We start from the raw sequence: 23,555 nt of genomic DNA, 5'->3' as shown, positions 1-23,555 counted from the left end.
TCCCAAAATCAGAGCAAAATAACTGATAGATATAGACTTCACCCTATTTTATTCTTCCCGTCCGAACGAACGATATTCCAACGGGGTAAGCCCTGTACGTTTCTTGAAAAAAGAGAAAAAATATTCAGTAGACTGGAAACCCAGAAAAAAAGAAATCTCTTTCACTGATTGGGAAGTTCCTACTAACATTTGTTTGGCTTTACGGAGTTTCAATTCCTGGAAATATTTGGCAGGAGCATAACCAGTATACTCCTTGAAAACACGTCGAAACCATGAATAACTGATGTTAAGCCGCATTGCTAACTCTTCCGGATCTACATTACCGGAAACATTTTCATTCATGATGATTTTCGCCTGTTCTATCTTCTGATCCACATCACTCATCTCGAAAACTTTATTCTTGGAGACAGAAAGAATCATACCTATCATGTGGAGCACAATCCCGGAAAGATATTGTTGCGCGGAAATCTTATCCGCTTCAGCTACAGCAAGAGCACGGGAGAACAAGGAAACCAACTCTTCATTAATACCGATTTCCAATATTTGCTGCTCCTGCGACAAAAAAGCATCATTAACGATGGCATCTATCATTGGCCCCTCAAAGCCGATGTAATATTCCGTCCAACCAGTCTGCCGTAACGGGCGGTAAGTATGCCATTGCCCGGGAAACAATACCATCAGCCGGCCTTTACAAACCTGCTTTTCAGAAGTGGAATCGGATGAAAACAAACCACGCCCTTTTGTGATATAGACCAACTGATATTCGCGAAGCACCCTTCCTTTTTCCGCATTAAAAAAGTAACCGGAGGGATGCTCTTTCAATGGATAAGGTGAATCAGGAGGGATAGACTGATAGCCGACGGTATTCACCCACAGCCCGAATTTACGGTCCATGTCATTTACAATCAGATATTTAAATTCCAATCCCAAACTATTATCCTCGATCATATCAGAGTGTTTTCATGTAATTGAGTTGGACAAAAATAGGAATTATTTTCAGAAAACACATGCAAGGGTATAAAAAAACATCCGGAGTGTACTTTCAAGTATCCCCGGATGTTTATATAAAAACAAACTTTACTATGACGAGATTTAGAATGCTTTATGATACAAGGCTTCAATATCCGCTACCGAAGTAGGACGAGGATTACCACCTGTACAAACATCATTGAAAGCAGCTACAGCCAATGCAGGAATGTCTTCTTCTTTCACATTGATTTCATGCAATTTCTGTGGGATATTAATGCTGATAGAAAGTGCTTTCACAGCTTCAATAGCAGCTTTAACGCCCTCCGCTTCACTCATTCCGGTAGTGTCCACTCCCATTGCTTTCGCAATATGGATATATTTCGGAGCTGCCGGAGATTCAGCATTGTATTCCATCACATACGGCAACAGCAAGGCATTAGCTACCCCGTGAGGAGTATCATAGAATGCACCCAACGGATGAGCCATTGAATGAACTATTCCCAAACCGACATTCGAGAATCCCATACCGGCAATATATTGTGCCTGCGACATTGCTTCGCGGGCTGCCACATCTTTACCATTGTCTACGGCTGCTTTCAGATTTTGTGCAATCATCTCAATAGCCTTCAATTCGAACATATCGCTCATTACCCAGGCACCGGGAGTAATATAACTTTCGATGGCATGCGTCAAAGCATCCATACCGGTAGCGGCAGTAAGCCCCTTCGGCATTGAGTACATCAGTTCGGGGTCTACGATAGCCACGGCAGGGATGTCGTTCGGGTCTACGCAAACCATCTTCTTACGGGCATCTTCATCAATAATCACATAATTGATAGTTACCTCGGCAGCCGTTCCGGCAGTAGTAGGCAGTGCAAAGGTAGGTACAGCTTTGTGTTTGGTATCAGCTACACCTTCCAGAGACTTCACATCCGCAAAATCCGGGTTATTCACAACAATACCGATTCCTTTGGCAGTATCGATAGAAGAGCCACCACCCAAAGCAACGATAAAATCGGCTCCGGAAGCTTTGTAAGCTGCCACACCGTTTTGCACATTTGCAATAGTAGGGTTAGCCTTTACATCGCTATAAAGTTCGTAAGGAATCTGGTTCTCATCAAATACTTTAATGATTTCAGCAGCCACACCAAACTTGATAAGGTCTTTATCTGTTACAAAAAAGGCTTTCTTAAAGCCACGTCTAGCTGCTTCCACAGCAATCACACTTCGGCATCCGGCACCGAAGTAAGAAGTTTCGTTTAAAATAATTCGATTCATGGTTGTGCTATTTGTTGTTTTATTTAGGCAGATTGAAAGCAACAGTCATTTCTTTCATCTGTTCCTGACTCATACCATCCGGCTCGAAGCCCATATTTTTCGCTGCGATATAGATGAGAGCCGATTTATTAAGTACATCGATCTGATCGAACGCCTGCATCGCATCGCAATCAACTGCAAATACACCATGTTTCTCCCACATCACAACATCATAATCCTGCAATTCCTTGATGGTAGCTTCCGCCAGTTCTACAGAACTAGGCAATTTATAAGGAATGATACCCAAACCACGCGGGCAGAATGCCTTTGTTTCGGGAATCATACTCCACAACAGATTGGTAGCCACATCTTTTTCCAGAAACTTCGGGCAATGTGTCATGGCAATCAGTTCAATCGGGTGTGTATGTACAGACGCTTTATAAGGAGAGTTTTTACTCAACAGGTCATTATGCACACTCAAGTGAGAAGGCAATTCCGATGTCGGAGCCACAGCCTCGTCCGCAATAATTACGTAGCTGGCACAGTCGTCCAGAATACGGATTACCGAACCATTCTCCATTGGCCAGCGAGCTAAATCACGCATGCGCTTATTCGTTCCCTTGCAATAGAAATAACATCCTCTCAGATAAGGAAGAGTCACACCGATAGATTTAACTTCACTGATCGGTTTCATCTGACGGATTTCATCGTCTACAAACTCTGTGATATTAACAGTGATATTACCACCGTTACGTTCAGCCCATCCTTTCTGCCACAAGTATCCGGCAACTTCTGCTACCTTGTTTACTTCTTTGGCAAGTCCCGGACGATTCTCTAAAATTGATTTCATTCTATATATAATTTTAATTAGGCATGGATTACACTGATTTCGTCGCAAGTTATAAAAAAACTGCGTAATCCATGTAATCCATACCTAAATTTTTTAAAACAAATTTGGGAACACTAATGAGAAGATAAGTACGATCAGACCAGCTATCAGCACAGTTATGGTCTTGTTTGACACGCCTTTCCATTCTTTCAGAATAATTCCCCAAACATTACTAAATGTGACATTCAATGCCATCAAAATACACCAGGAGAAAGCCAACAATACCGGACTCTCCGTAAGGAAACTCTTACCCATTTCCAGTCCGAAGAACTGCATGTACCATAATACGCCAGCCAACGCACAAAAAACTAAATTATTGCCCCATACTTTTCCTTTAGCATAGTCACCCATCGATTTATTAGCCACATTCTGTTGCAGGCAGTAAACTGCATTTGTCAGGAACCCGCCAAATGTAACCAGGAAAATCACCGGGAGACCGGCGTAAAGTCCTTCCACTCCACCGGCTAAGGCAGCTTCCTTGATAGGTGTTCCTGCATCCAGTCCCAAAGCGAAGCAAGCACTCATGACACCGGCCAGGAGTGCAACCAGTAACCCTTTTGTCAATGCAAAGTCTTTTACAGCAGCACGTTTTTCTTCTTCGCTCATGTTTTGCGCACGCAAACTACCGGCATACCCGATAATAGCAATACCTGCCAACGTGATGCAAACACCCAACAAAAGAATCAGCCCGTTACCTTCAAACAAGTTTGTACCTGCAAAAAGAGCCGGAAGAAGGGTTCCGAAACCGGCACAAGTCCCTAATGAGATACTCTGTCCCAGTGCAACCCCCAAATAGCGCATGGAAAGTCCGAAAGTCAAACCTCCTACTCCCCACAATATACCATAAAAGATGCTCATTCCAGCACCTCCCGCTCCCCACAAGTCGAACAAACTGCTCTCTTGGGGTACACCCAGTAGTGAACCCAGAAACGGGAACACTAACCAGGCAAATACACCTTGTATTAACCAGAAGCTTTCCCAGCTCCATTCCTTTACCTTTTTAATAGGCACATAAGAACTGGACTGGCAAAAGCTACCGATGGCTATAATCAATAAGCCGATTAAAATATCCATAACTTATCGTTTAGAAGTTACTTCGGCTTCGTACTTTTCGATTTCTGCGATGAAATCTTCACCTACAGGAACATTATTCTTCAAGCAGAACATATCCCAAACTGCATTCCAAGGCAGCGCTTTTTCTTCTTCGAGCAGAGCCAGACGCTGGAATCCCTGTCCGTTTGCTTCGTATTCACGCAACTTCGCAATCGGTTCGAGCAAAGCACGAGTCATACATTTCTGTGCTGCACGGCTACCAATCACATAAGCGCCAATACGGTTGATAGATGCGTCGAAATAGTCAAGACCATAATGTACACGGTCCAAAGCACCGCAACGAACGATTTCGCTGAACAGTTCCATAGTCGGGTCATCCATGATAGTTACGTGGTCTGAATCCCAACGAACCGGACGGCTTACGTGCAACATCAATTCAGGAACATAAAGCAATAATGAAGATACTTTATCAGCTACACTTTCTGTCGGGTGGAAGTGACCGGTATCCAAAGTAATCATCTTATTGCGAGAAGCACCGTAACCGATATAGAAGTCATTAGAACCTACCGTGTAGCTTTCCAGGCCGATACCGAACACCTTAGATTCGATACAATCTTTCATATTCTTATATTCGGTAGCGAAAATCTGATCCAAAGAATCTTTCAACAACGCACGATATTTCATTCGGTTTACAGTGATATCCTTGCTTCCGTCATGCACCCAAAGGTTCATGATACACGGATCCCCCTGTGCCTTACCCATTTCTTCCGCAACGGCACGACAGCGTTTGGTATGTTCAATCCAGAATTGACGGATACCTTCATCAGGATTAGAAAGTGACAAGTCACCAGATTTCGGATGAGAGAAAGAGGTAGAGTTGAAATCGAGCTTCATGTTATGTTCTTTACCCCATTCTATCCAACTCTTGAAATGTTCCGGTTCCACTTGGTCACGGTCTACCACCTTACCTTGGAAATCTCCATAGATTTCATGCAAGTTCAAACGATGAGTACCCGGGATATAAGAAGCAGCTTTCAAGATGTCAGCACGCAGTTCATCAATGTTACGAGCTTTGCCCGGATAATTACCGGTTGCCTGGATACCTCCGGTCAATGAACCGGCCTGTACTTCAAATCCTGCAACGTCATCAGCCTGCCAGCAGTGAAGTGACAGATGAAAATCCTGCATAGTTTTCAATACTTTTTCGGTGTCTACACCTACTGCTGCATAACGTTCCACAGCAATTTCATACGCTTTCTGAATCAGTTCTTCTTTTTTCATGATATTCTATTAGTTTTAAAAATGATTATTCTGTCGATCGTTCTATTTATTTCCGAACGCAATTTTTAAAATGGATATAAGCCGCGTCCCAAACTTCCGTATCTTGCGGCTGATAAGTTTTCAACGGGATAGAGCGGTTGATTAACTGGCGCATACCGGCAACATCCGTTGCTTCACCTGCTGCCATTGCCTGAATCATCACATTACCGATGGCTGTTGCTTCAGATGGACCGGCTACCACAGGAATTCCTATCGCATTGGCAGTAAACTGGTTCAGCAAATCATTCCGGCTACCTCCGCCAATCACGTGCAATGTTTCAATCGGACGGGGAGAAAGTGAACGCAAATTCTCCAACACCTGGCGATAACGCAAAGCCAAACTTTCAAAGATGCAACGCACTACTTGTCCGCGTTTCTCGGGAACCGACTGTCCGGTAGCCCGGCAATATTCTGTAATAGTTTTTTCCATGTCCGCAGGATTCGCGAAACAGTCATCATCCGGATTAATCAGACTACGGAACGGTTCACAAGCATCCGCCTCACTGATTAATTCAGGATAACTTGTATCTCCCCAATTCAGACGGCAACGTTCCAGCAACCACATTCCACAGATATTCTTCAATAGACGGATAGTTCCTTCCACACCACCTTCATTGGTAAAGTTCAACGCTTCCGTTTCGGCATTAATCACCGGAGCATCCGTTTCAACTCCCATCAGTGACCAGGTTCCGCTACTCAAATAAGCAAAGTTACGATCGAGTGCCGGAACGGCAGCAACAGCAGAACCGGTATCATGTCCGGCTACTGCAATTACAGGAATTGCCCCCAGTCCGGTTATCTTTTGCACTTCTTCCGTCAATACTCCCACCTTTTCGCCCGGGAACACAAAACATCCGAAATTCTTTTCACTCAAGCCGACTGCTTTCAACAGCTCCGGCTCCAAACGGCGTGTCTGTGCATTCACCAGCTGCGCTGTCGAAGCAATCGTATATTCCGTCACCATCTCTCCGGTAAGCATATAACTCAACGCATCCGGCATAAACAGAATTTTATCTGCCGCCTCCAACGCACTGTCGTGATTGCGACGTAAAGTATCTAATTGGAAAAGTGAATTAAAATTCATAATCTGAATACCCGTTTTACCATACACTTTGCTACGGGAAATACGGGAGAAAAGAGCCTCCGGTGCTCCTACTGTATGCGGGTCACGATATGCATAAGGCTGGCGAAGCAAGTTACCGTCTTTTCCGACACATACAAAATCCACTCCCCAGGTATCGATACCGATAGAAGCAATGGACTCTCCACGGTGAGCAACCAACTTCAACCCGTCAAGAATATGACGATATAATGCATAAATATCCCAATAGAAATGTCCACCTACTTCAACCAGGTGGTTAGGAAAGCGATTAATCTCTTCCAGATTTAATCCGCCTTCAATGAAAGTTCCTAAGATTGTACGGCCGCTCGTTGCGCCCAGGTCGACTGCAAAAAAGTTTTGTTTCATGGTATTCTGTCTATATATTTAAGGTATCCATTTACCTACATGGCAAAGATAGGCGATTCCCTCCTCCTTTTCCTTATGTATTTTGATTGAAAGGGTATACATTTTGACACAAAAGACAAAAGACACAATACAATTGCAAATATAAACAGATTCACATTTTCCCTACACCTCTGTATAGGTACTAATAAACGGTATAAAGCCATCTTTGCTAAATGGATTTATACCGTTTACAATATATAAAATACCTATTTTATGATGAAATGATTAAGATCTACTTTCTTTTTACTATAATATGAGTTGTTACACGACGTTGTCCATAGTGGTTAAAGACTCCATTATCAGTAGGATAATTGACAACATCTGTTTTTGCCGCTCCTTTCCCCTTCACATACATAGTAGTAGATCCACCACCATCCATATTAAGTGCATATTGAGGATTGAAATGCTTTTTGAGGAATAAGGTTACTTCTTTTGCGCTCATACCTTCCGCCTTACCAGCCCAGCGCCCATCAATAGTGACTAACAACAAATCTTTATCCTCTGTCACAGCAACCACCGTACGAGGATGACGTACTCCTTGATGTCTGCGATAATCTTCATAGTCAAAAGACTCCAATTGTTCCATAGTATAATTACCAACAAAAGTTTCACCTAACGGATTGTAATCGTCAATCAGTGTGGGGGCACTAGCTAACAAATACTTTGCAGAATGTTGTTTATATGTATCAATTGCAGCCTTTCCATTTCTGCCGCCATATATAATTCCAATATCAGATTTTCCATCCGAATAAAGCGCACCATCATGTTTCCAGTATCGTAAATGTCCCTCCGGTAGTGTCACTTCAGAGATATTAGTTCCATTGATACGAATATAAATAGCTTCCTGTTCATACCCACCATTAATACCACCAATAGCCCCACGTACTTGTGCTGTAGTTGAAAGAGAATCTCCATTATTATATGTAAATTCAACTTTGTACTTATTGGAAAGTAAATCAATTTCCAGCACATTTACAATCTGTTGAGCCTTACTCACATCGTCATACCGTTCATAGTTATAATAAATAAAACCATCATCGATAGAATCAATTTTCCATTCATCTTGGACATTCTTCTGTAGAGTCGGAACTTTTACAACGGAAGGGTTGTCCGGTTCGTCCGGTTCATTTGGTGTTACCGGCTCTGTAACATCCGGTGTTTTGGGGTCATCATTGATCCCATCACTTCCACAAGCGACAACTAGACAAAAAAATACGGATAAAAAAGCAATTGTTAACTTCGTAAACTTCATAATATAATTTTTTAAATAAACATATAGATTCCCTATTCGTATCATTACTTATCATTAAAAGATTTCAATAATGGAGTTACGCCTGAAAGATCCCATATATCTGTAGACCAACCTATTTTCTTAGCAGCATCTACACTATTTTCCGTAGTAATACCATGGCAAATTGCAGTTTTATTGTTACCCCAATCATAAGTTCCGGCAGTATTAGCATCGGCCCCCGTCATACCTTTGTTGGGTCCCCATGCGATAATCATATCTTTTTTCGCATAACAATCCGTAGCCTTCGTATAGGTATTTGACTGCCATCCAATAACACGTCCTGATACAGGTTCACCATCAATCTGTTCATTCCAAGCGATACAACCTTTTATTGTAGGATTATTGCCATTAAGTCCTCCGGCAATACCACCTGCATTTCCTGTACTATAAAGAGTTCCTGTCGCAAAACAGTTTTCAACAACTACAGCATTCCTTGGTTCAGCAACAATACCACCGGCACGAGAAGACCCGATTACTTTTACATCTGCATAACAATTCCGTACAGTACCTTTAGCAAAAATGCCACCAATACCACCCACTTGCTGTATGCCACTTACAGTACCAGACACATATACATTTTCAATCAAACACTCCAAAGCATTTGTTCCCAAATAACCGGCAACAATACCCGTACAAGAAGAACCATATCCAATAACTTCCGCATTTTCAAAGCGCACATTACGACATGAACCATTCATTACCCCAAAGAAACTGGCGTACCGAGAACTGATCTCACAATGTAAATTTCTAATCGTATGTCCCTTACCATCAAAATGAATCTTTATATCAAAACGGTCAACAGGCTCACCCGTATTCAGCGGTTTCCAGTCAATGCCAGTCATATCAACATCATTCGTCATTTCGAAATAATAAGTTTTATCAAGTTCTACAACAGACATCATGTTCCTCATATGATTCCTATTGCTAATCAAATAAGGATTATCAACCGTTCCATCACCACCGTCAAATAAAGAAGAAGCTGCAACATAGATCACAGTAGACACTGTACCTTCGCCTTCATGATCATACTGTCCATTTCCAACCGGATGATTCACTACGCCTTTACCTGATGTCCATAGCGTGGAAGAACTTCCGTCAGCCAAACAAACCGCATTCTTCATCCCCAATGTTTTGGCAATAAAAGCTGCCTCCTCAAGTGTTGCACCATCAGCATTTCCCGTTATAGCACCATCAATAGTAAGCAGCATCATTTTTCCCTGAGCAGTTATCCCAATCACAGACCGAGCCATACGTTGTGTATAAATAGCATCTTGAGGAAACGAACACACTTTCCCTTCCATAAGTAACATTGGACCTGATGCTAAAGCTGATTCATATTCATCTTCCACATCCGTATAATCTGAAAACGTACAAGACTTCACATCTACAGAACCTTCCGCATCAATAGCAATCACTCCGTTCACTTTACTGGCAGATTCGATCGTAGACGCAACCTTCACCACCTTATCCACCATAGTAAATGTAGACGGATTTCCGGAAATAGAATAACTGCCATTGATAGCAAACAATGCTTTTTTATCTTTAGCAATCATACTAGTTTTGGCAGGAGTATCACATACAGCAACTCTGGTAGAAAACATAGTCGTCGGATATACCACATAAGAAACGCTTTGGGTAGTCCCCCACATGCTCGCTTGTGCCGTACAAACAGCTGCCCCGTTACCTAAATCCGTTTTTTCCCAAGATGCTCTCATAAGAGCCAATGAATCCACATCCCATTTAATTTCTTGGTTGAAATCTTTTTTCAACATTTCGCTATAATCTGAATTATCTCCAGAGTCACTACAACTATAGACTAACGCCAATAGAAAAGACATATATAAATATTTCATTTTCATTATTTTCTCCATTTAAAATTAAAAAATAAGTCCATCATTCCAACCCGGGTTCTGCGTTAATGCTCCATCTGTTAAAACACGATCCTTTGTTGGTATCGGGTACAAGTAATCCTTGTCCTCATTCCATACTCTTTTGATACTTTGATGAATAATCAAATTACCACTTGTCTCATGATCCAAGCTAAGTTCACCACCTATCTCAAACTGATCTACACAAGAAGAGTTTCCTTTATCAGTACTCAAATACAGATAAACATCATTCGTTCCATCACCGTCCAAATCATATTCACCCGGACCGGGAAAATAAATACCAAGAAATGGTTTTTCAAATATTTTACCTTCCTTCCAACGCATGATATCATAATATCTAAAGCCTTCCATTACCAGTTCTATAGCGCGTTCACGTCTAATTTCAAGGATAATCCCCTGATTATCGTCACTTTCCACGTGCGGATACCACTCCTTCAAATAAGGGTCCGGATTAGCATTTGCTGTTGCCATTAATAAATTCGGCATATTTACACGAGCCCTTAGCTTATTAATTGTTTTATTCAAATCATCCTGAGTCAATGTCCCCAATTCTGCTTTTGCTTCCGCACAATTCAAATAAACTTCGGCTGTACGAAACAATGGCAAATCAGATTCAGAAGACATATCATATTTAACTCCACAATCGTACTTCTTCAGATGATACCCTAATTTTGCCAACTTAAAGTTTGGCAGATATTTTTTCCCGTCATCACGTACATATCCTGCTGCACGAATCGTTTGTGTCAGACGCGGATCACGGTTTTTCATCTCTTCCACAAATCCAATAGTCTCATAATTACTCTTATCTGTAAAACGAGAACCATCTTTCATCAGATAAGAATTAACAAAACGCTTTGTCACACCTGAATTTGCCTCACCAGGAGAATTGCAAAATGCCTGTACAATATTAGTCAATCCCAAAGCTGCATTGTAATCTTTCGCCAGGATTATTTCCGTGGGTTCAGCATTCAAAGAGCCAAATAAATTGAAATAAGGGGTAGAACCTGCCGTATAAACTGTATAACCACTCTCATTGATAAAGATATCCGATGCGGATGCACATTCACGAAGATACTTTTCCCAATCATTCAAACCATGATACTTTCGAAATGTACCTTCAAACAAACAAATTCTGGATTTTAAAGCCAAAGCAGTCCAACGAGTCACCCGGTATACATCTTTTTGTTTTCTCAAATTATCAATCGCGAAATCAATGTCCTCCAATACTTTCCCCATTACAAACTCACGAGAATCTCTAGGTTTACTCAAAGCTTCCGTATCAGCACTTCCAATCACATAATCATACCATGGCACATCTCCAAAACGCCTCACCTTTACAAAATAAAAATAAGCTCTAAAAAAACGTGCCAAACCTTCATAATGATTCCGTACTTCCTCATTCTGGCAACGATAAATGTTCTCCAGGCAGAAATTAATATCACGAAGGGCTCCCCAACCCCAACCATCGAAATTAGAATCTGTTTCAGGTATAGTGCGTTGCCCGCTAATCGCTTTTTCCAAGATAGGCTGAATAATTACATCACCGTAATCTTTAAACACTCCTGTACCCGAAATACAAGCGACATAGAAATTGTTTGAATACAATTCTAACTCGTTTTCTGTTGTAAAGAATGTTTCCGGTGTAATTTTATCTTCCGGAAATTTATCCAAAATACTTTCACAAGAAATCATTGCCATCAGAGGCAAGAGCATCCATATTTTATATTTTATACTACTCATATTATCCTAGTTTTTATTTTCCATTAAAAAGTCACATCAATTCCAAATGAATAGGTCTTACTCATTGGATAAGAAGTCACGTTCGTATGACCACTTTTCCAGCTCGTAGAAGCCCCAGCATGTTCCGGATCAATATAATTACTATGTAAAGGGCTGAATGTAAAAAGATTCTCTCCACTAAAATAAACCCTGACACGTTCCATATGCAAAGCCTTTAGCCAAGTACGTGGCAAAGAGTAACCGACTGTTACATTTTTAAGACGGCAATAAGCCACATTTTGCAAATAGCGAGTATTAGGTTTAGACAACTCACGTGGATTAACATCCAATGCCACATAGCCTCTCGGACGTGGGAAATAAGCATCCGGATTATCTTCTGACCAAACATCTGTCAAGAAATCCTTCGGAATAAAAGTACAATAAGGACGGGCATAGGGACCCCAGAACAGACTAGTTTCACCATTGGGATACCAATGTTGGCGACCGACGCCTTGCAACAAAGCAGAAAAATCAATTCCATTCCAATCTGCAGCTAATCTGACAGAATATGTATATCTTGGTAAAGAATTTCCAATCACTTTCTGATCCTTCACATCGTTTGCCGATAAAGTAGGAGAAATAATATTATCGCCATCCAAGTCCACATATTTCACATCCCCCGCATGGAGACCTTGAGATTTTACAGAAATATTCAATATATTATTTACGTAACTCTGATTTACCGGATAGTTTTCAGCTTCTTCATCAGTTTTGAAGAGACCATCAACAACATATCCCCAAATCTCTCCCAGTTGTTGTCCTTCATATGGAGTGCCCAATGTTTTGTTATCATTGTTATACTTTGTCACTTTAGTCGTATTATCAGCCAAGCCTAGTACGACAGAATAATGGAACGCTTTTCCCTTTAGATTAAAAGAATCATTCCAACTAATCGATGCTTCCCAACCTTTCGTACGTAAGTTAGCAGCATTTGTTTTTGGAGAAGAAGCACCATATACATTCGGAAGATCCTTGGAAGCCATCAACATATCTTTCGTATCACGTACATATATATCAGCCGTCATATTCAAACGATTATTCAATAGTCCGAGATCCAAACCGATATTTTTTGTAACAACCGTTTCCCAAGTGAAATCAGAAGCATTCGGAGCAGAGATACTAGCACCTGACGCTTTATTTTTATCACCAAAAGCATAAGAAATTGTACCACCAGAAGATATAGTCTGCAAATAGTCATAATATCCGACTTGTTGGTTTCCTAATGCTCCCAAAGAAAAGCGTAATTTCAAATTACTAATTTGTTTACGTAATGGTGCAAAGAACTTTTCTTCATTAATTCTCCACCCGGCAGAAACTGAAGGAAAAAAGCCATAGCGATGTCCCCGGGCAAACCGTGAACTACCATCATAGCGTCCGCTAAATTCAAATAAATATCTATTTTTATAGTCATAATTCAAACGATAAAAAAGACCGAAAAGAGCATATCTATTTTTACCACCCGCAATACTCATTTCATCACCATTAGCTAAATTAAAATCAGTTAAATCTTCGGACAATAAATCATTACGTTGTATTTTGATGTCTTTAAAAAATTTAGTTTCATAATTGACACCGGCAGTTGCACTTACATGGTGCACATCGGCAAATGTATTTGTATAATTTCCATAAATATTGTATGAATGAAACCAATCATGATTAGAACGTTCATAAAGAGTATTAAGGCCATAACCATCTGTTTTCCAAAGAACTTCTCCGGGTACACGTGAATATGGATAATTAGCACTACGATTCATTGCCGTATATTCATGTTGAGCAAACGAATAATTAGCCGTCACCGTTACATTCTTAACAGGTGTCATTACCGCCTCAAAGGTGGTATTAAAAAAGTAATTAGTATCCTCATTCTTGTGTTTACCGTATTCAAGAATTGCACTAAGATCATTAGCAGGGCGATATCCTCCTGTAATAACTGTTGCATTCCCCATATATGTACCATCCGGATTGATTGGAACAATAGAAGCTAAGGCATGCTTACTTATCGCATCAAAAAGATTGTTAATAGCACCTGGCCCCGGAAATGGATAAGAATCCTTTTTGTATGACGTATTATTACTTATCTTCAACCATGGAGCAATCTCAATACTTACCTTGGAACGGAAATTGTATTTAGTGAAACTATCCATATTTTTCCGAATAACTCCTTTCTGATCATAATAAGCACCGGAAAGGAAATAGTGCACTTTCTTATTGCCACCACTGACACTAATATTGTGTTCCCATGTAGGACGAGACTCATCCATGAAGTAGTTATACCAATCAAAGTTACCATAATATTTATATTCACCATCTTTGATAACCACCCACGGTCGTTCCGGATTTTCCGTTTTATCATTACGCCGGATCCACATTTCATAATAATCTTCATCATTATAATTCGTATAGTTAGAACCTTGATAGGTAGAATAAAACATATCATTGATAGCCGCCGAATAATAACCGCGAGTCTCAAAATCTCTGGAAACTGTAGGTGAGCCAAAGCTATAACGTCCGTTATAAGAAACACGTGTTTTACCATCATTACCAGATTTTGTTGTAACCAAAATTACTCCATAAGCTGCACGAGCCCCATATACAGCAGCCGAAGAAGCATCTTTCAATACACTAATAGACTCCACATCATTGGGATTCACTGCATCGATAGTACCTTCTACACCATCAACTAATATCAAAGGCGTGGCACTACTACTGATAGAATTGATACCACGAATATTTATGCTACCACCCTGTCCCGGACGACCGTTAGAAACAGTAACATTCATATTAGGAACAGCTCCTTGAAGTAGTTTAGACAAATTATCGGCCGAACGTCCGATTACTTGTTTATCGTCAACCACAGCAACAGCACCCGTCAAATTGATTTTTTTCTGTGTACCATATCCCACAACAACTACTTCTTCCAAAACCTTGGTATCCTCTTCCAATGTAATAATCAAAGTTTTACCATCCTCAACTTTTACCTGTTGGTCTTTATAACCAATATATGAGATATTCAACACATTAAGCTTTCCTTCTTCTCCGTTTAAAGAAAAATTTCCGTTTACATCACTCACCGTTCCTCTATTGCTTCCTTTCAGAGCAATTGTAACACCAATCAACGGTTCACCGTTCGTATCAACGACCTTACCTGTAATCTTCTTCAAATTTCCATCAGGCGCAAATCTTTTACTAGACAAAATTATGCTTTTATCAAGCACTGAATAAACAACGTCACTTCCCTTAAAAACCTCATCTAGAATTTTAAAAATATTCTGTTTATTGACATTAATAGAGACACGTTTATGTACATTAACCTGCTGACTGTTAAAGAAGAATACAAAGTCAGTCCGCGATTCTATTATTTTCAAGACGGTTTCAATCGTTTGATTATTGACTTTCAAGTCAAGGATCGCATTTTGCGCATAAGTATTTGTCGCACGAATGCATCCTATCGAAACACATAGCATAATAATTAATAATCTCATAGGCAATGGAATTCCTTTTAAAGTTGCTTTCAGTAGCCTTTTAATCCCAAGAATTTGGATACTACAATGTTTTTGCATAAATTTGTTGTGATTTAAATTAAAAATAAAGTTAACTACACTTGTCGGCAAACAAGTAAGGCTAAATGATTTTTTATATGGGAAGAATAGTGCTATATTTTTCCCATATTTTTTGTTTAAGGAGGGAGTGTTTTCATAGTTCTTTTTTGTTTAATAAATTTCTATTATTGTTTTCTCTTTCACAACACCGTTGTCCAATGCCGATTCAAGATATCTGTATCTCACCCCTGAAGCTATTTTGAAGTGTTCCAAGATCTTATCCAGACGTTGATTAATAAAAGTACCTGTAAAGCAATATTTCTTTAATAATGGATTAACAATACGGAACTCTACGTCAAAACGCTTGCTCAAAGTTCTTAAAGCATCTTCAAGAGGAGTATCTCGATAAATGATCCTTCCACTTTTCCAAGCAATATCAGATTCAACAAAAGTAGTTGTACACAAAAGTTTCTCATCCAATAAATTATAAATCACCTTCTGTCCGGGTTGCATACTATAAGTAACCTCCCTGCCTTTCTGCTGACAATGGAATTTTACTCTACCTGTCACCAAAGTAGCAGCTACAAACTTATCATCCGGATAAGCATCCACGTTAAATTCAGTACCTAAAACCTCTAATTCAATCCCCTTTCCTACATCGACTAAGAATTTCCGTCCATTATCCTTTTGTACTGAAAAATAAGCTTCTCCGAGCAATTCAACCTTTCGATATTCTCCTTCAAAAGACACTGGATATTTTAGATAAGAAGCAGAATTCAGCCATACCCAAGTACCATCCGGTAACTCCACTTTTGTCATCATCCCCGGATTAGACCGAATTTCGACATAACGATCATAATTTTTATCTTGATTAAATACAAAATAGAAGAAAGATAAGAATAAAGGAATAAATAACACAGCTGCTGCTCTTATCCCCCATTCCCACCAGTTTATTTTCTTCCTTTTTGACAATCTCTTATCCAGCTTCACCAATGCCTGTTTAGGATCTATCTGCTTCACGGTATCTATTATATCTGTTACGTGGTGTATGTAACAAATCTGTTTAGCTATTTTTCTGTTCTCTTCAGAGAGGGAAATCCAATTTTCTACCTCTTCTTTTTCTTTCTCTCCTAGTGTACCGGAAAAATAAAGGAGTAAAAGAGCCTCATCTATATTTTCATGTAATTCCATCATCTTTTATGTTCATTTTATTAAGAAGACGGAATACTTCAATTAGCCCCTAAACAAAAATGCAACTTTTTTAATTAAAAGCTGCATTTTTATTTTAAGACTCAAAAACGAATCGGCTATCCTTAGAGAAAATAAGGGAATATGATTGTAATCAACGGTAAATAGTCTTTTAGTTCTACACGTAAAAGTCTCAATGCTTGCTGGATACGATACTCCACTAATTTTATGGAAACGTTTAATTCTTTCGCAATCTCTTTATATGTTTTATCTTGATAACGGCTCATCTCAAAAGTTATACGATAGGAGTCCGGCAATCGCATCACGGCCTTTTCTATTTTCGCCATCAATTCCTCCACTACATAAAAATCAGGATCTTCAAAACTTGTCTGCATTTCTTTAGCAAACATATGCTCATAACAACGTCTTTTTGTCTGATTCTTACTTATTAAATCCAAGCATCTGTTTCTGACCGCCATAAACAAATAACTTCGCAAAGAAGTTTCTATGATCTGGAATTCTCTGTTTTCCCATAGCCATGTCATGATATCCAAAACAACTTCTTCAGCATCTTCTATAGGAATATAGTACTTCCCGAAGGCACATAGTATGGAATAATACTTCAAAAATAAAGTATCAAAAGCCTTTCTATCTCCTTTTCTAAAAAGAGAATAAAGCTCAATATCTTCATCTATCATACGATTTGTCTCCTTATTCACTTTACAAATTTATATATTTAAAAATCCCTAAACAAACAATTGCATCTTTTTTAATAGACAATAAAAAAAGTCAGCACAAAATGAAGCAATAAAGAAACAACTTTGTTACATATACCCACATATATCCTGATTATATCACTATCCCTTTCTAAAGTATTTTCACTTTTATGCAAAAAAACTTTGGTTTTATGCATCTTTTCTCCGAAATAATGCATACTTTTGCGCCATTCTTAGAATAATTATACAATGAAGAAGAAAGCAAATCGGTTAGACGCCATCAAAATGATAATCTCAAGCAAGGAGGTCGGTTCGCAGGAAGAACTGCTGCAAGAGCTGAACCGCGAAGGCTTCGAACTGACACAGGCCACCCTCTCCCGCGACTTGAAACAATTGAAAGTAGCCAAGGCTGCCAGTATGAACGGGAAGTACGTATATGTACTGCCGAACAACATTATGTATAAACGTTCTACCGACCAGAGTGCCGGTGAAATGTTACGTAACAACGGATTTATCTCTTTACAGTTTTCCGGTAACATTGCCGTTATCCGCACCCGTCCCGGTTATGCGAGCAGCATGGCGTATGACATCGACAACAATGAATTCAGTGAAATTCTGGGAACCATTGCCGGTGACGATACAATCATGTTGGTGTTGCGTGAAGGAGTTGCCATCAGCAAAATACGTCAGCTTCTGTCACTCATCATTCCCAATATCGAATAATTATACCTATTATTATATAATAAAGAAATGGACACTCAACAAATAGATGTTATGGTAGCCGACGCCTCACATGAGGTTTACGTTGACACTATTTTGGAAACTATCAGAAATGCTGCCGCCGTACGAGGAACAGGAATTGCGGAACGCACACACGAATACGTAGCGACAAAGATGAAAGAAGGTAAGGCGATTATTGCTCTTTGTGGCGATACTTTTGCCGGATTCACCTACATCGAATCATGGGGAAACAAGCAGTACGTGGCTACTTCCGGTCTGATCGTTCATCCCGATTTCCGTGGATTAGGACTGGCCAAACGTATCAAACAGGCTTCTTTCCAACTGGCACGTCTCCGATGGCCGAAAGCAAAAATATTCAGTCTGACCTCCGGAGCAGCTGTCATGAAGATGAACACCGAACTGGGTTATGTGCCTGTCACCTTCAACGAACTGACAGACGACGAAGCTTTCTGGAAAGGATGCGAAGGATGTATCAACCATGATATCCTGGTAGCGAAAAACCGCAAGTTCTGCATCTGTACAGCCATGCTATACGATCCGACAGAGCCGCGGAACATCAAAAAAGAACAAGAAAGAAATAACATTTAAAAGATACAGCACTATGGAAGAAAAGAAGAAAAAAGTAGTGGTGGCATTCAGCGGCGGACTGGACACATCGTTCACCGTCATGTACCTCGCCAAAGAAAAAGGTTACGAAGTATATGCAGCTTGTGCCAATACGGGTGGTTTCAGTGAAGAACAACTGAAAACAAACGAAGAAAATGCTTATAAACTGGGAGCTACGAAATATGTAACAATAGACGTTACCCAGGAATACTACGAAAAGAGCCTGAAATACATGGTTTTCGGAAATGTGCTGCGTAATGGTACTTATCCTATTTCGGTTAGTTCCGAACGTATTTTCCAGGCATTGGCTATCGCACGCTATGCTAACGAAATTGGTGCAGACGCCATTGCACATGGTTCTACCGGCGCAGGTAACGACCAGATTCGTTTCGATATGACTTTCCTCGTACTGGCTCCCAATGTGGAAATCATCACATTAACCCGTGATATGGCATTGAGCCGTCAGGAAGAAATCGACTATCTGAACAAGCATGGTTTCAGTGCAGACTTCACCAAACTAAAATACTCTTATAACGTAGGCTTATGGGGTACTTCTATCTGTGGTGGCGAAATCCTCGACTCCGCGCAAGGACTCCCGGAAACAGCTTACCTCAAGCACGTTGAAAAAGAAGGCAGCGAACAGCTCCGCCTGACTTTCGAAAAAGGGGAACTGAAAGCTGTCAACGACGAGAAGTTTGACGACCCGATCAAAGCCATCCAGAAAGTGGAAGAGATTGGCGCAGCATACGGTATCGGCCGTGATATGCACGTAGGCGATACAATTATCGGTATCAAAGGCCGTGTAGGATTCGAAGCAGCTGCCCCGATGTTGATTATCGGCGCTCACCGTTTCCTTGAGAAATATACATTAAGCAAATGGCAACAATATTGGAAGGATCAAGTAGCTAACTGGTACGGTATGTTCCTCCACGAAAGTCAATACCTGGAGCCGGTGATGCGTGACATCGAAGCCATGTTGCAGGAAAGCCAGCGCAACGTAAACGGTACAGCTATCCTCGAGCTTCGCCCTCTTTCCTTCTCTACGGTAGGTGTAGAATCGGAAGATGATCTGGTGAAGACTAAATTCGGAGAATACGGTGAAATGCAGAAAGGCTGGACAGCTGAAGACGCAAAAGGCTTTATCAAAGTAACTTCTACTCCGCTACGTGTTTACTATAATAACCACAAAGACGAAGAGATATGATTAAAGCAGGAATCATTGGTGGCGCAGGATATACTGCAGGCGAGTTAATCCGTCTGCTGCTCAACCATCCGGAAACTGAAATCGTATTTATCAACAGCAGCAGTAATGCCGGAAACAGAATTACCGACGTACACGAAGGCTTGTATGGAGAAACGGATTTAACGTTCACCGACCAGTTACCTCTGGACGAAATCGACGTTCTTTTCTTCTGTACCGCCCACGGAGATACAAAGAAATTCATGGAAAGTCACAACATACCGGAAAACCTGAAGATTATCGACCTCTCCATGGACTACCGTATCAAAAGTGACGACCACGACTTTATCTACGGTCTGCCAGAACTGAACCGTCGCGCCACTTGTACGGCGAAGCACGTAGCCAACCCCGGCTGTTTTGCAACCTGCATCCAGCTTGGTTTGCTTCCGCTTGCCAAGAATCTGATGCTGACAGATGATGTAATGGTAAATGCTATTACAGGAAGTACGGGAGCCGGAGTGAAACCGGGTGCTACCAGTCATTTCAGTTGGAGAAACAACAATATGAGTGTGTACAAAGCATTCGAGCACCAGCATGTTCCGGAAATCAAGCAATCACTGAAACAGCTGCAAAACAGTTTCGATGCGGAGATCGACTTCATTCCATACCGTGGTGATTTCGCCCGTGGTATCTTTGCAACGCTGGTAGTCAAAACCAAAGTAGCGCTGGAAGAAATCGTTCGTATGTATGAGGAATATTATGCAAAAGACTCCTTTGTACACATCGTAGACAAGAATATTGACTTGAAACAAGTCGTTAATACTAATAAATGCCTGATACATCTGGAAAAACATGGTGACAAACTATTGATTATCTCTTGTATCGACAATTTGCTGAAAGGCGCCAGCGGACAAGCGGTTCATAACATGAACCTAATGTTCAATCTGGAAGAAACCGTAGGACTACGTTTGAAGCCTTCAGCTTTTTAAAAACAAAGAATTATGAAATTATTCGACGTATATCCTTTATATAACATCAACATTGTCAAGGGCGACGGTTGCAAAGTATGGGATGAGAACGGAACGGAATATCTGGATCTCTACGGAGGTCATGCCGTTATCTCTATCGGACATGCACACCCTCACTATACAGCAATGATAAGTAACCAGGTGGCTAAACTTGGTTTCTACTCAAACTCCGTCATCAACAAGCTCCAACAAGAGGTAGCCGAACGACTGGGCAAGATTTCCGGTTATGAAGACTACAGCCTGTTTCTGATTAACAGTGGTGCCGAAGCAAACGAGAATGCTCTGAAACTTGCTTCTTTCCACAACGGACGTACTAAGATTGTATCTTTCAATAAAGCATTCCACGGACGGACGTCTCTTGCAGTAGAAGCGACTCACAATCCTTCCATTATCGCTCCTATCAACAATAACGGTCATGTCACCTATCTCCCACTCAACGATGTGGAAGCGATGAAACAGGAATTGTCTAAAGGAGACACATGCGCTGTTATCATTGAAGGAATACAAGGTGTAGGCGGTATCAAGATACCAACCACCGAATTTATGCAGGAACTCCGCAAAGCTTGCAGCGAAACAGGAACGATCCTGATTCTCGATGAAATTCAGAGCGGATACGGACGTAGCGGTAAATTCTTCGCTCATCAATATAATGACATTAAGCCGGATATCATCACTGTAGCCAAAGGAATCGGTAACGGCTTTCCGATGGCAGGTGTCTTAATCAGCCCGATGTTTAAACCGGTATATGGCCAGTTGGGAACTACTTTTGGAGGAAATCACCTGGCATGTTCGGCAGCTCTCGCTGTGATGGATGTCATTGAACAGGAAAATCTGGTAGAAAATGCTAAGGCAATAGGTGATTACTTACTGGAAGAGCTGAAAAAATTCCCGCAAATCAAAGAAGTGCGCGGACGCGGACTAATGATCGGCCTCGAATTTGAAGAACCGATTAAGGAACTACGCAGCCGTCTCATCTATGACGAGCATGTATTTACCGGAGCAAGCGGCACGAATGTACTTCGCCTGTTACCTCCTCTCTGTCTCAGCATGGAGGAAGCGAAAGAGTTCCTCGCCCGGTTCAAAAAAGTACTCTAACCGCTCATTTGATTAATAAACAGCCAACAATAAAAGCAGCCTTTATTAGAAATTTATTTCTTATTCTGGCTGCTTTTTGTTTTTTCGTAATTAACTGTTACCTTTGTCTGTAACAACTCATTAAAAACAAGCGTATATGAAAATAGCCATTATCGGTGCAGGAAACATGGGCGGTTCAATAGCCCGTGGCCTGGCAAAAGGAAGTCTGATAGACGATTCGGATATCATTGTATCCAATCCCAGTGCCGGAAAACTAGAGAAACTGAAAAAAGAATTTCCGTGTATCTCCACCACCAACAATAATCTGGAAGCAGCCACAGGAGCAGACATTGTCATCCTTGCCGTCAAACCGTGGTTTATGGAATCGGTGATGCGCGAGTTGAAATTAAAAAGCAAACAGATACTCATCTCCGTAGCTGCCGGCATCAGTTTTGAAGAACTGGCTCATTATGTCGTAGCACCGGAAATGCCCATGTTCCGTCTGATTCCGAACACCGCTATCAGCGAACTGGAAAGCATGACGCTTGTTGCCGCGCGCAACACGAATGATGAACAAGACAACTTCATCCTCCGGTTATTTAGCGAGATGGGAACAGTGATGCTTATCCCCGAAGATAAAATAGCGGCAGCCACCGCATTGGCATCCTGCGGTATCGCTTACGTACTGAAATACATTCAGGCAGCCATGCAAGCCGGAATCGAAATGGGACTCCGCCCTAAAGATGCCATGCAGATGATAGCCCAATCCTTAAAAGGAGCGGCCGCACTGATTCAGAACAACGACACCCACCCCAGCGTAGAAATCGACAAAGTAACCACTCCGGGCGGAATCACCATCAAGGGTATCAATGAATTAGAACACAACGGCTTCACCTCTGCTATTATCAAAGCCATGAAAGCTTCCAAATAACACCATAGAATTATTAATCATAAAATACTAACCATTTGTATGAATGAACAAATTAAACAGATAGCAGAACGCCTCCGCGGATTACGTGATGTATTGGAACTGACCGCAGAGGATATCGCCCGCGATAGTGACATTTCTGCTGAAGAATACCGGCTTGCGGAAACAGGAGATTACGACATCTCTGTCAGCATGTTACAAAAAATAGCCCGTACGTATAATGTAGCCCTCGACGCTCTGATGTTTGGCGAAGAACCTAAAATGAGCAGCTACTTTGTGACTCGTGCCGGCAAAGGTATCAGCATTGAACGTACCAAAGCTTATAAATACCAGTCACTGGCTTCAGGATTCATGAACCGTACCGCCGATCCGTTCATCGTTACCGTTGAACCGAAAGCAATCGACGAGCCGATCCATTATAACAAACATAATGGACAGGAATTCAACCTTGTCATCGAAGGACGTATGCTTATCAACATCGAAGGCAAAGAAATCATCCTCAATCAAGGAGACAGTATTTATTTTAACTCTAAACTTCCACATGGCATGAAAGCGCTCGATGGCAAAACGGTACGTTTTCTGGCAGTAATTATGTAACAAC

The 23,555-nt window shown here is 41.0% G+C and carries 19 protein-coding genes; 7 read left to right on the top strand and 12 right to left on the bottom strand.

Annotated elements, in window-relative coordinates:
* Window positions 1-48: 48 nt before the first annotated feature.
* The 12 genes from KSX81_RS15305 to KSX81_RS15250 form a co-directional block, all read right to left on the bottom strand.
* Window positions 49-948, bottom strand: a complete 900-nt coding sequence (locus KSX81_RS15305) for an AraC family transcriptional regulator (RefSeq protein WP_004304986.1) — start codon at window positions 946-948, stop codon at window positions 49-51.
* A 144-nt stretch (window positions 949-1,092) separates the two neighbouring features.
* Entirely contained in the window at window positions 1,093-2,247 is a 1,155-nt protein-coding gene (gene fucO, locus KSX81_RS15300; RefSeq protein WP_004304988.1) for a lactaldehyde reductase, read from the bottom strand.
* Between the two features lie 19 nt (window positions 2,248-2,266).
* A complete protein-coding gene (gene rhaD / locus KSX81_RS15295; protein ID WP_217725409.1) occupies window positions 2,267-3,076 on the bottom strand; it encodes a rhamnulose-1-phosphate aldolase in 810 nt (269 codons plus the stop codon).
* A gap of 93 nt (window positions 3,077-3,169) precedes the next feature.
* Complete coding sequence (gene rhaT / locus KSX81_RS15290) at window positions 3,170-4,189, bottom strand: L-rhamnose/proton symporter RhaT (RefSeq protein WP_004304992.1); 1,020 nt, start codon at window positions 4,187-4,189, stop codon at window positions 3,170-3,172.
* Window positions 4,190-4,192: 3 nt separating this feature from the next.
* On the bottom strand, window positions 4,193-5,449 hold the full coding sequence (locus tag KSX81_RS15285) for an L-rhamnose isomerase (RefSeq protein WP_004299875.1): 1,257 nt from the start codon (window positions 5,447-5,449) through the stop codon (window positions 4,193-4,195).
* 46 nt (window positions 5,450-5,495) lie between these two features.
* Window positions 5,496-6,956 (bottom strand): rhamnulokinase, encoded by a 1,461-nt coding sequence (rhaB, locus tag KSX81_RS15280; RefSeq protein ID WP_217725410.1) that lies wholly within the window; start codon window positions 6,954-6,956, stop codon window positions 5,496-5,498.
* Between the two features lie 271 nt (window positions 6,957-7,227).
* A complete protein-coding gene (locus KSX81_RS15275) occupies window positions 7,228-8,247 on the bottom strand; it encodes a phosphodiester glycosidase family protein (RefSeq protein WP_004322169.1) in 1,020 nt (339 codons plus the stop codon).
* Between the two features lie 44 nt (window positions 8,248-8,291).
* Window positions 8,292-10,145: a phosphodiester glycosidase family protein gene (locus KSX81_RS15270; RefSeq protein WP_004324621.1), complete on the bottom strand. Its 1,854-nt coding sequence runs from the start codon at window positions 10,143-10,145 to the stop codon at window positions 8,292-8,294.
* An 18-nt stretch (window positions 10,146-10,163) separates the two neighbouring features.
* Window positions 10,164-11,915 (bottom strand): RagB/SusD family nutrient uptake outer membrane protein, encoded by a 1,752-nt coding sequence (locus KSX81_RS15265; RefSeq protein WP_195645537.1) that lies wholly within the window; start codon window positions 11,913-11,915, stop codon window positions 10,164-10,166.
* 23 nt (window positions 11,916-11,938) lie between these two features.
* Window positions 11,939-15,514, bottom strand: coding sequence for a TonB-dependent receptor (locus KSX81_RS15260; protein ID WP_004324620.1), 3,576 nt, complete (start codon window positions 15,512-15,514; stop codon window positions 11,939-11,941).
* Between the two features lie 150 nt (window positions 15,515-15,664).
* A complete protein-coding gene (locus KSX81_RS15255; protein ID WP_004299860.1) occupies window positions 15,665-16,687 on the bottom strand; it encodes a FecR family protein in 1,023 nt (340 codons plus the stop codon).
* A 119-nt stretch (window positions 16,688-16,806) separates the two neighbouring features.
* Window positions 16,807-17,379 carry an RNA polymerase sigma-70 factor gene (locus KSX81_RS15250; protein ID WP_004299858.1) on the bottom strand — a complete coding sequence of 191 codons (573 nt, stop codon included), beginning with the start codon at window positions 17,377-17,379 and terminating at the stop codon, window positions 16,807-16,809.
* 267 nt (window positions 17,380-17,646) lie between these two features.
* Here KSX81_RS15250 and KSX81_RS15245 point away from each other — a divergent pair, with 267 nt between their 5' ends.
* The 7 genes from KSX81_RS15245 (at window position 17,647) to KSX81_RS15215 (ending at window position 23,551) form a co-directional block, all read left to right on the top strand.
* Complete coding sequence (locus tag KSX81_RS15245; protein WP_004310466.1) at window positions 17,647-18,120, top strand: arginine repressor; 474 nt, start codon at window positions 17,647-17,649, stop codon at window positions 18,118-18,120.
* Window positions 18,121-18,147: 27 nt separating this feature from the next.
* Window positions 18,148-18,726 carry a GNAT family N-acetyltransferase gene (locus tag KSX81_RS15240; RefSeq protein ID WP_004299851.1) on the top strand — a complete coding sequence of 193 codons (579 nt, stop codon included), beginning with the start codon at window positions 18,148-18,150 and terminating at the stop codon, window positions 18,724-18,726.
* Window positions 18,727-18,739: 13 nt separating this feature from the next.
* Entirely contained in the window at window positions 18,740-19,948 is a 1,209-nt protein-coding gene (locus KSX81_RS15235) for an argininosuccinate synthase (protein WP_004299848.1), read from the top strand.
* Window positions 19,945-20,913 (top strand): N-acetyl-gamma-glutamyl-phosphate reductase, encoded by a 969-nt coding sequence (gene argC / locus KSX81_RS15230; RefSeq protein ID WP_004304997.1) that lies wholly within the window; start codon window positions 19,945-19,947, stop codon window positions 20,911-20,913. Before KSX81_RS15235 ends, argC begins: the two co-directional genes overlap by 4 nt.
* 12 nt (window positions 20,914-20,925) lie before the next feature.
* Window positions 20,926-22,047 carry an aspartate aminotransferase family protein gene (locus KSX81_RS15225; RefSeq protein WP_217725411.1) on the top strand — a complete coding sequence of 374 codons (1,122 nt, stop codon included), beginning with the start codon at window positions 20,926-20,928 and terminating at the stop codon, window positions 22,045-22,047.
* Window positions 22,048-22,183: 136 nt separating this feature from the next.
* On the top strand, window positions 22,184-22,957 hold the full coding sequence (gene proC, locus KSX81_RS15220; protein WP_004324616.1) for a pyrroline-5-carboxylate reductase: 774 nt from the start codon (window positions 22,184-22,186) through the stop codon (window positions 22,955-22,957).
* A 39-nt stretch (window positions 22,958-22,996) separates the two neighbouring features.
* Window positions 22,997-23,551 carry a helix-turn-helix domain-containing protein gene (locus KSX81_RS15215; RefSeq protein ID WP_004299841.1) on the top strand — a complete coding sequence of 185 codons (555 nt, stop codon included), beginning with the start codon at window positions 22,997-22,999 and terminating at the stop codon, window positions 23,549-23,551.
* The last annotated feature ends 4 nt before the right edge of the window (window positions 23,552-23,555 follow it).

It is taken from the genome of Bacteroides sp. MSK.18.37, from assembly GCF_019129155.2.
Lineage (GTDB): Bacteria > Bacteroidota > Bacteroidia > Bacteroidales > Bacteroidaceae > Bacteroides > Bacteroides ovatus.
Note: the sequence above shows the minus strand (reverse complement) of the source record. Positions and strands in the feature narration are given on the sequence as shown.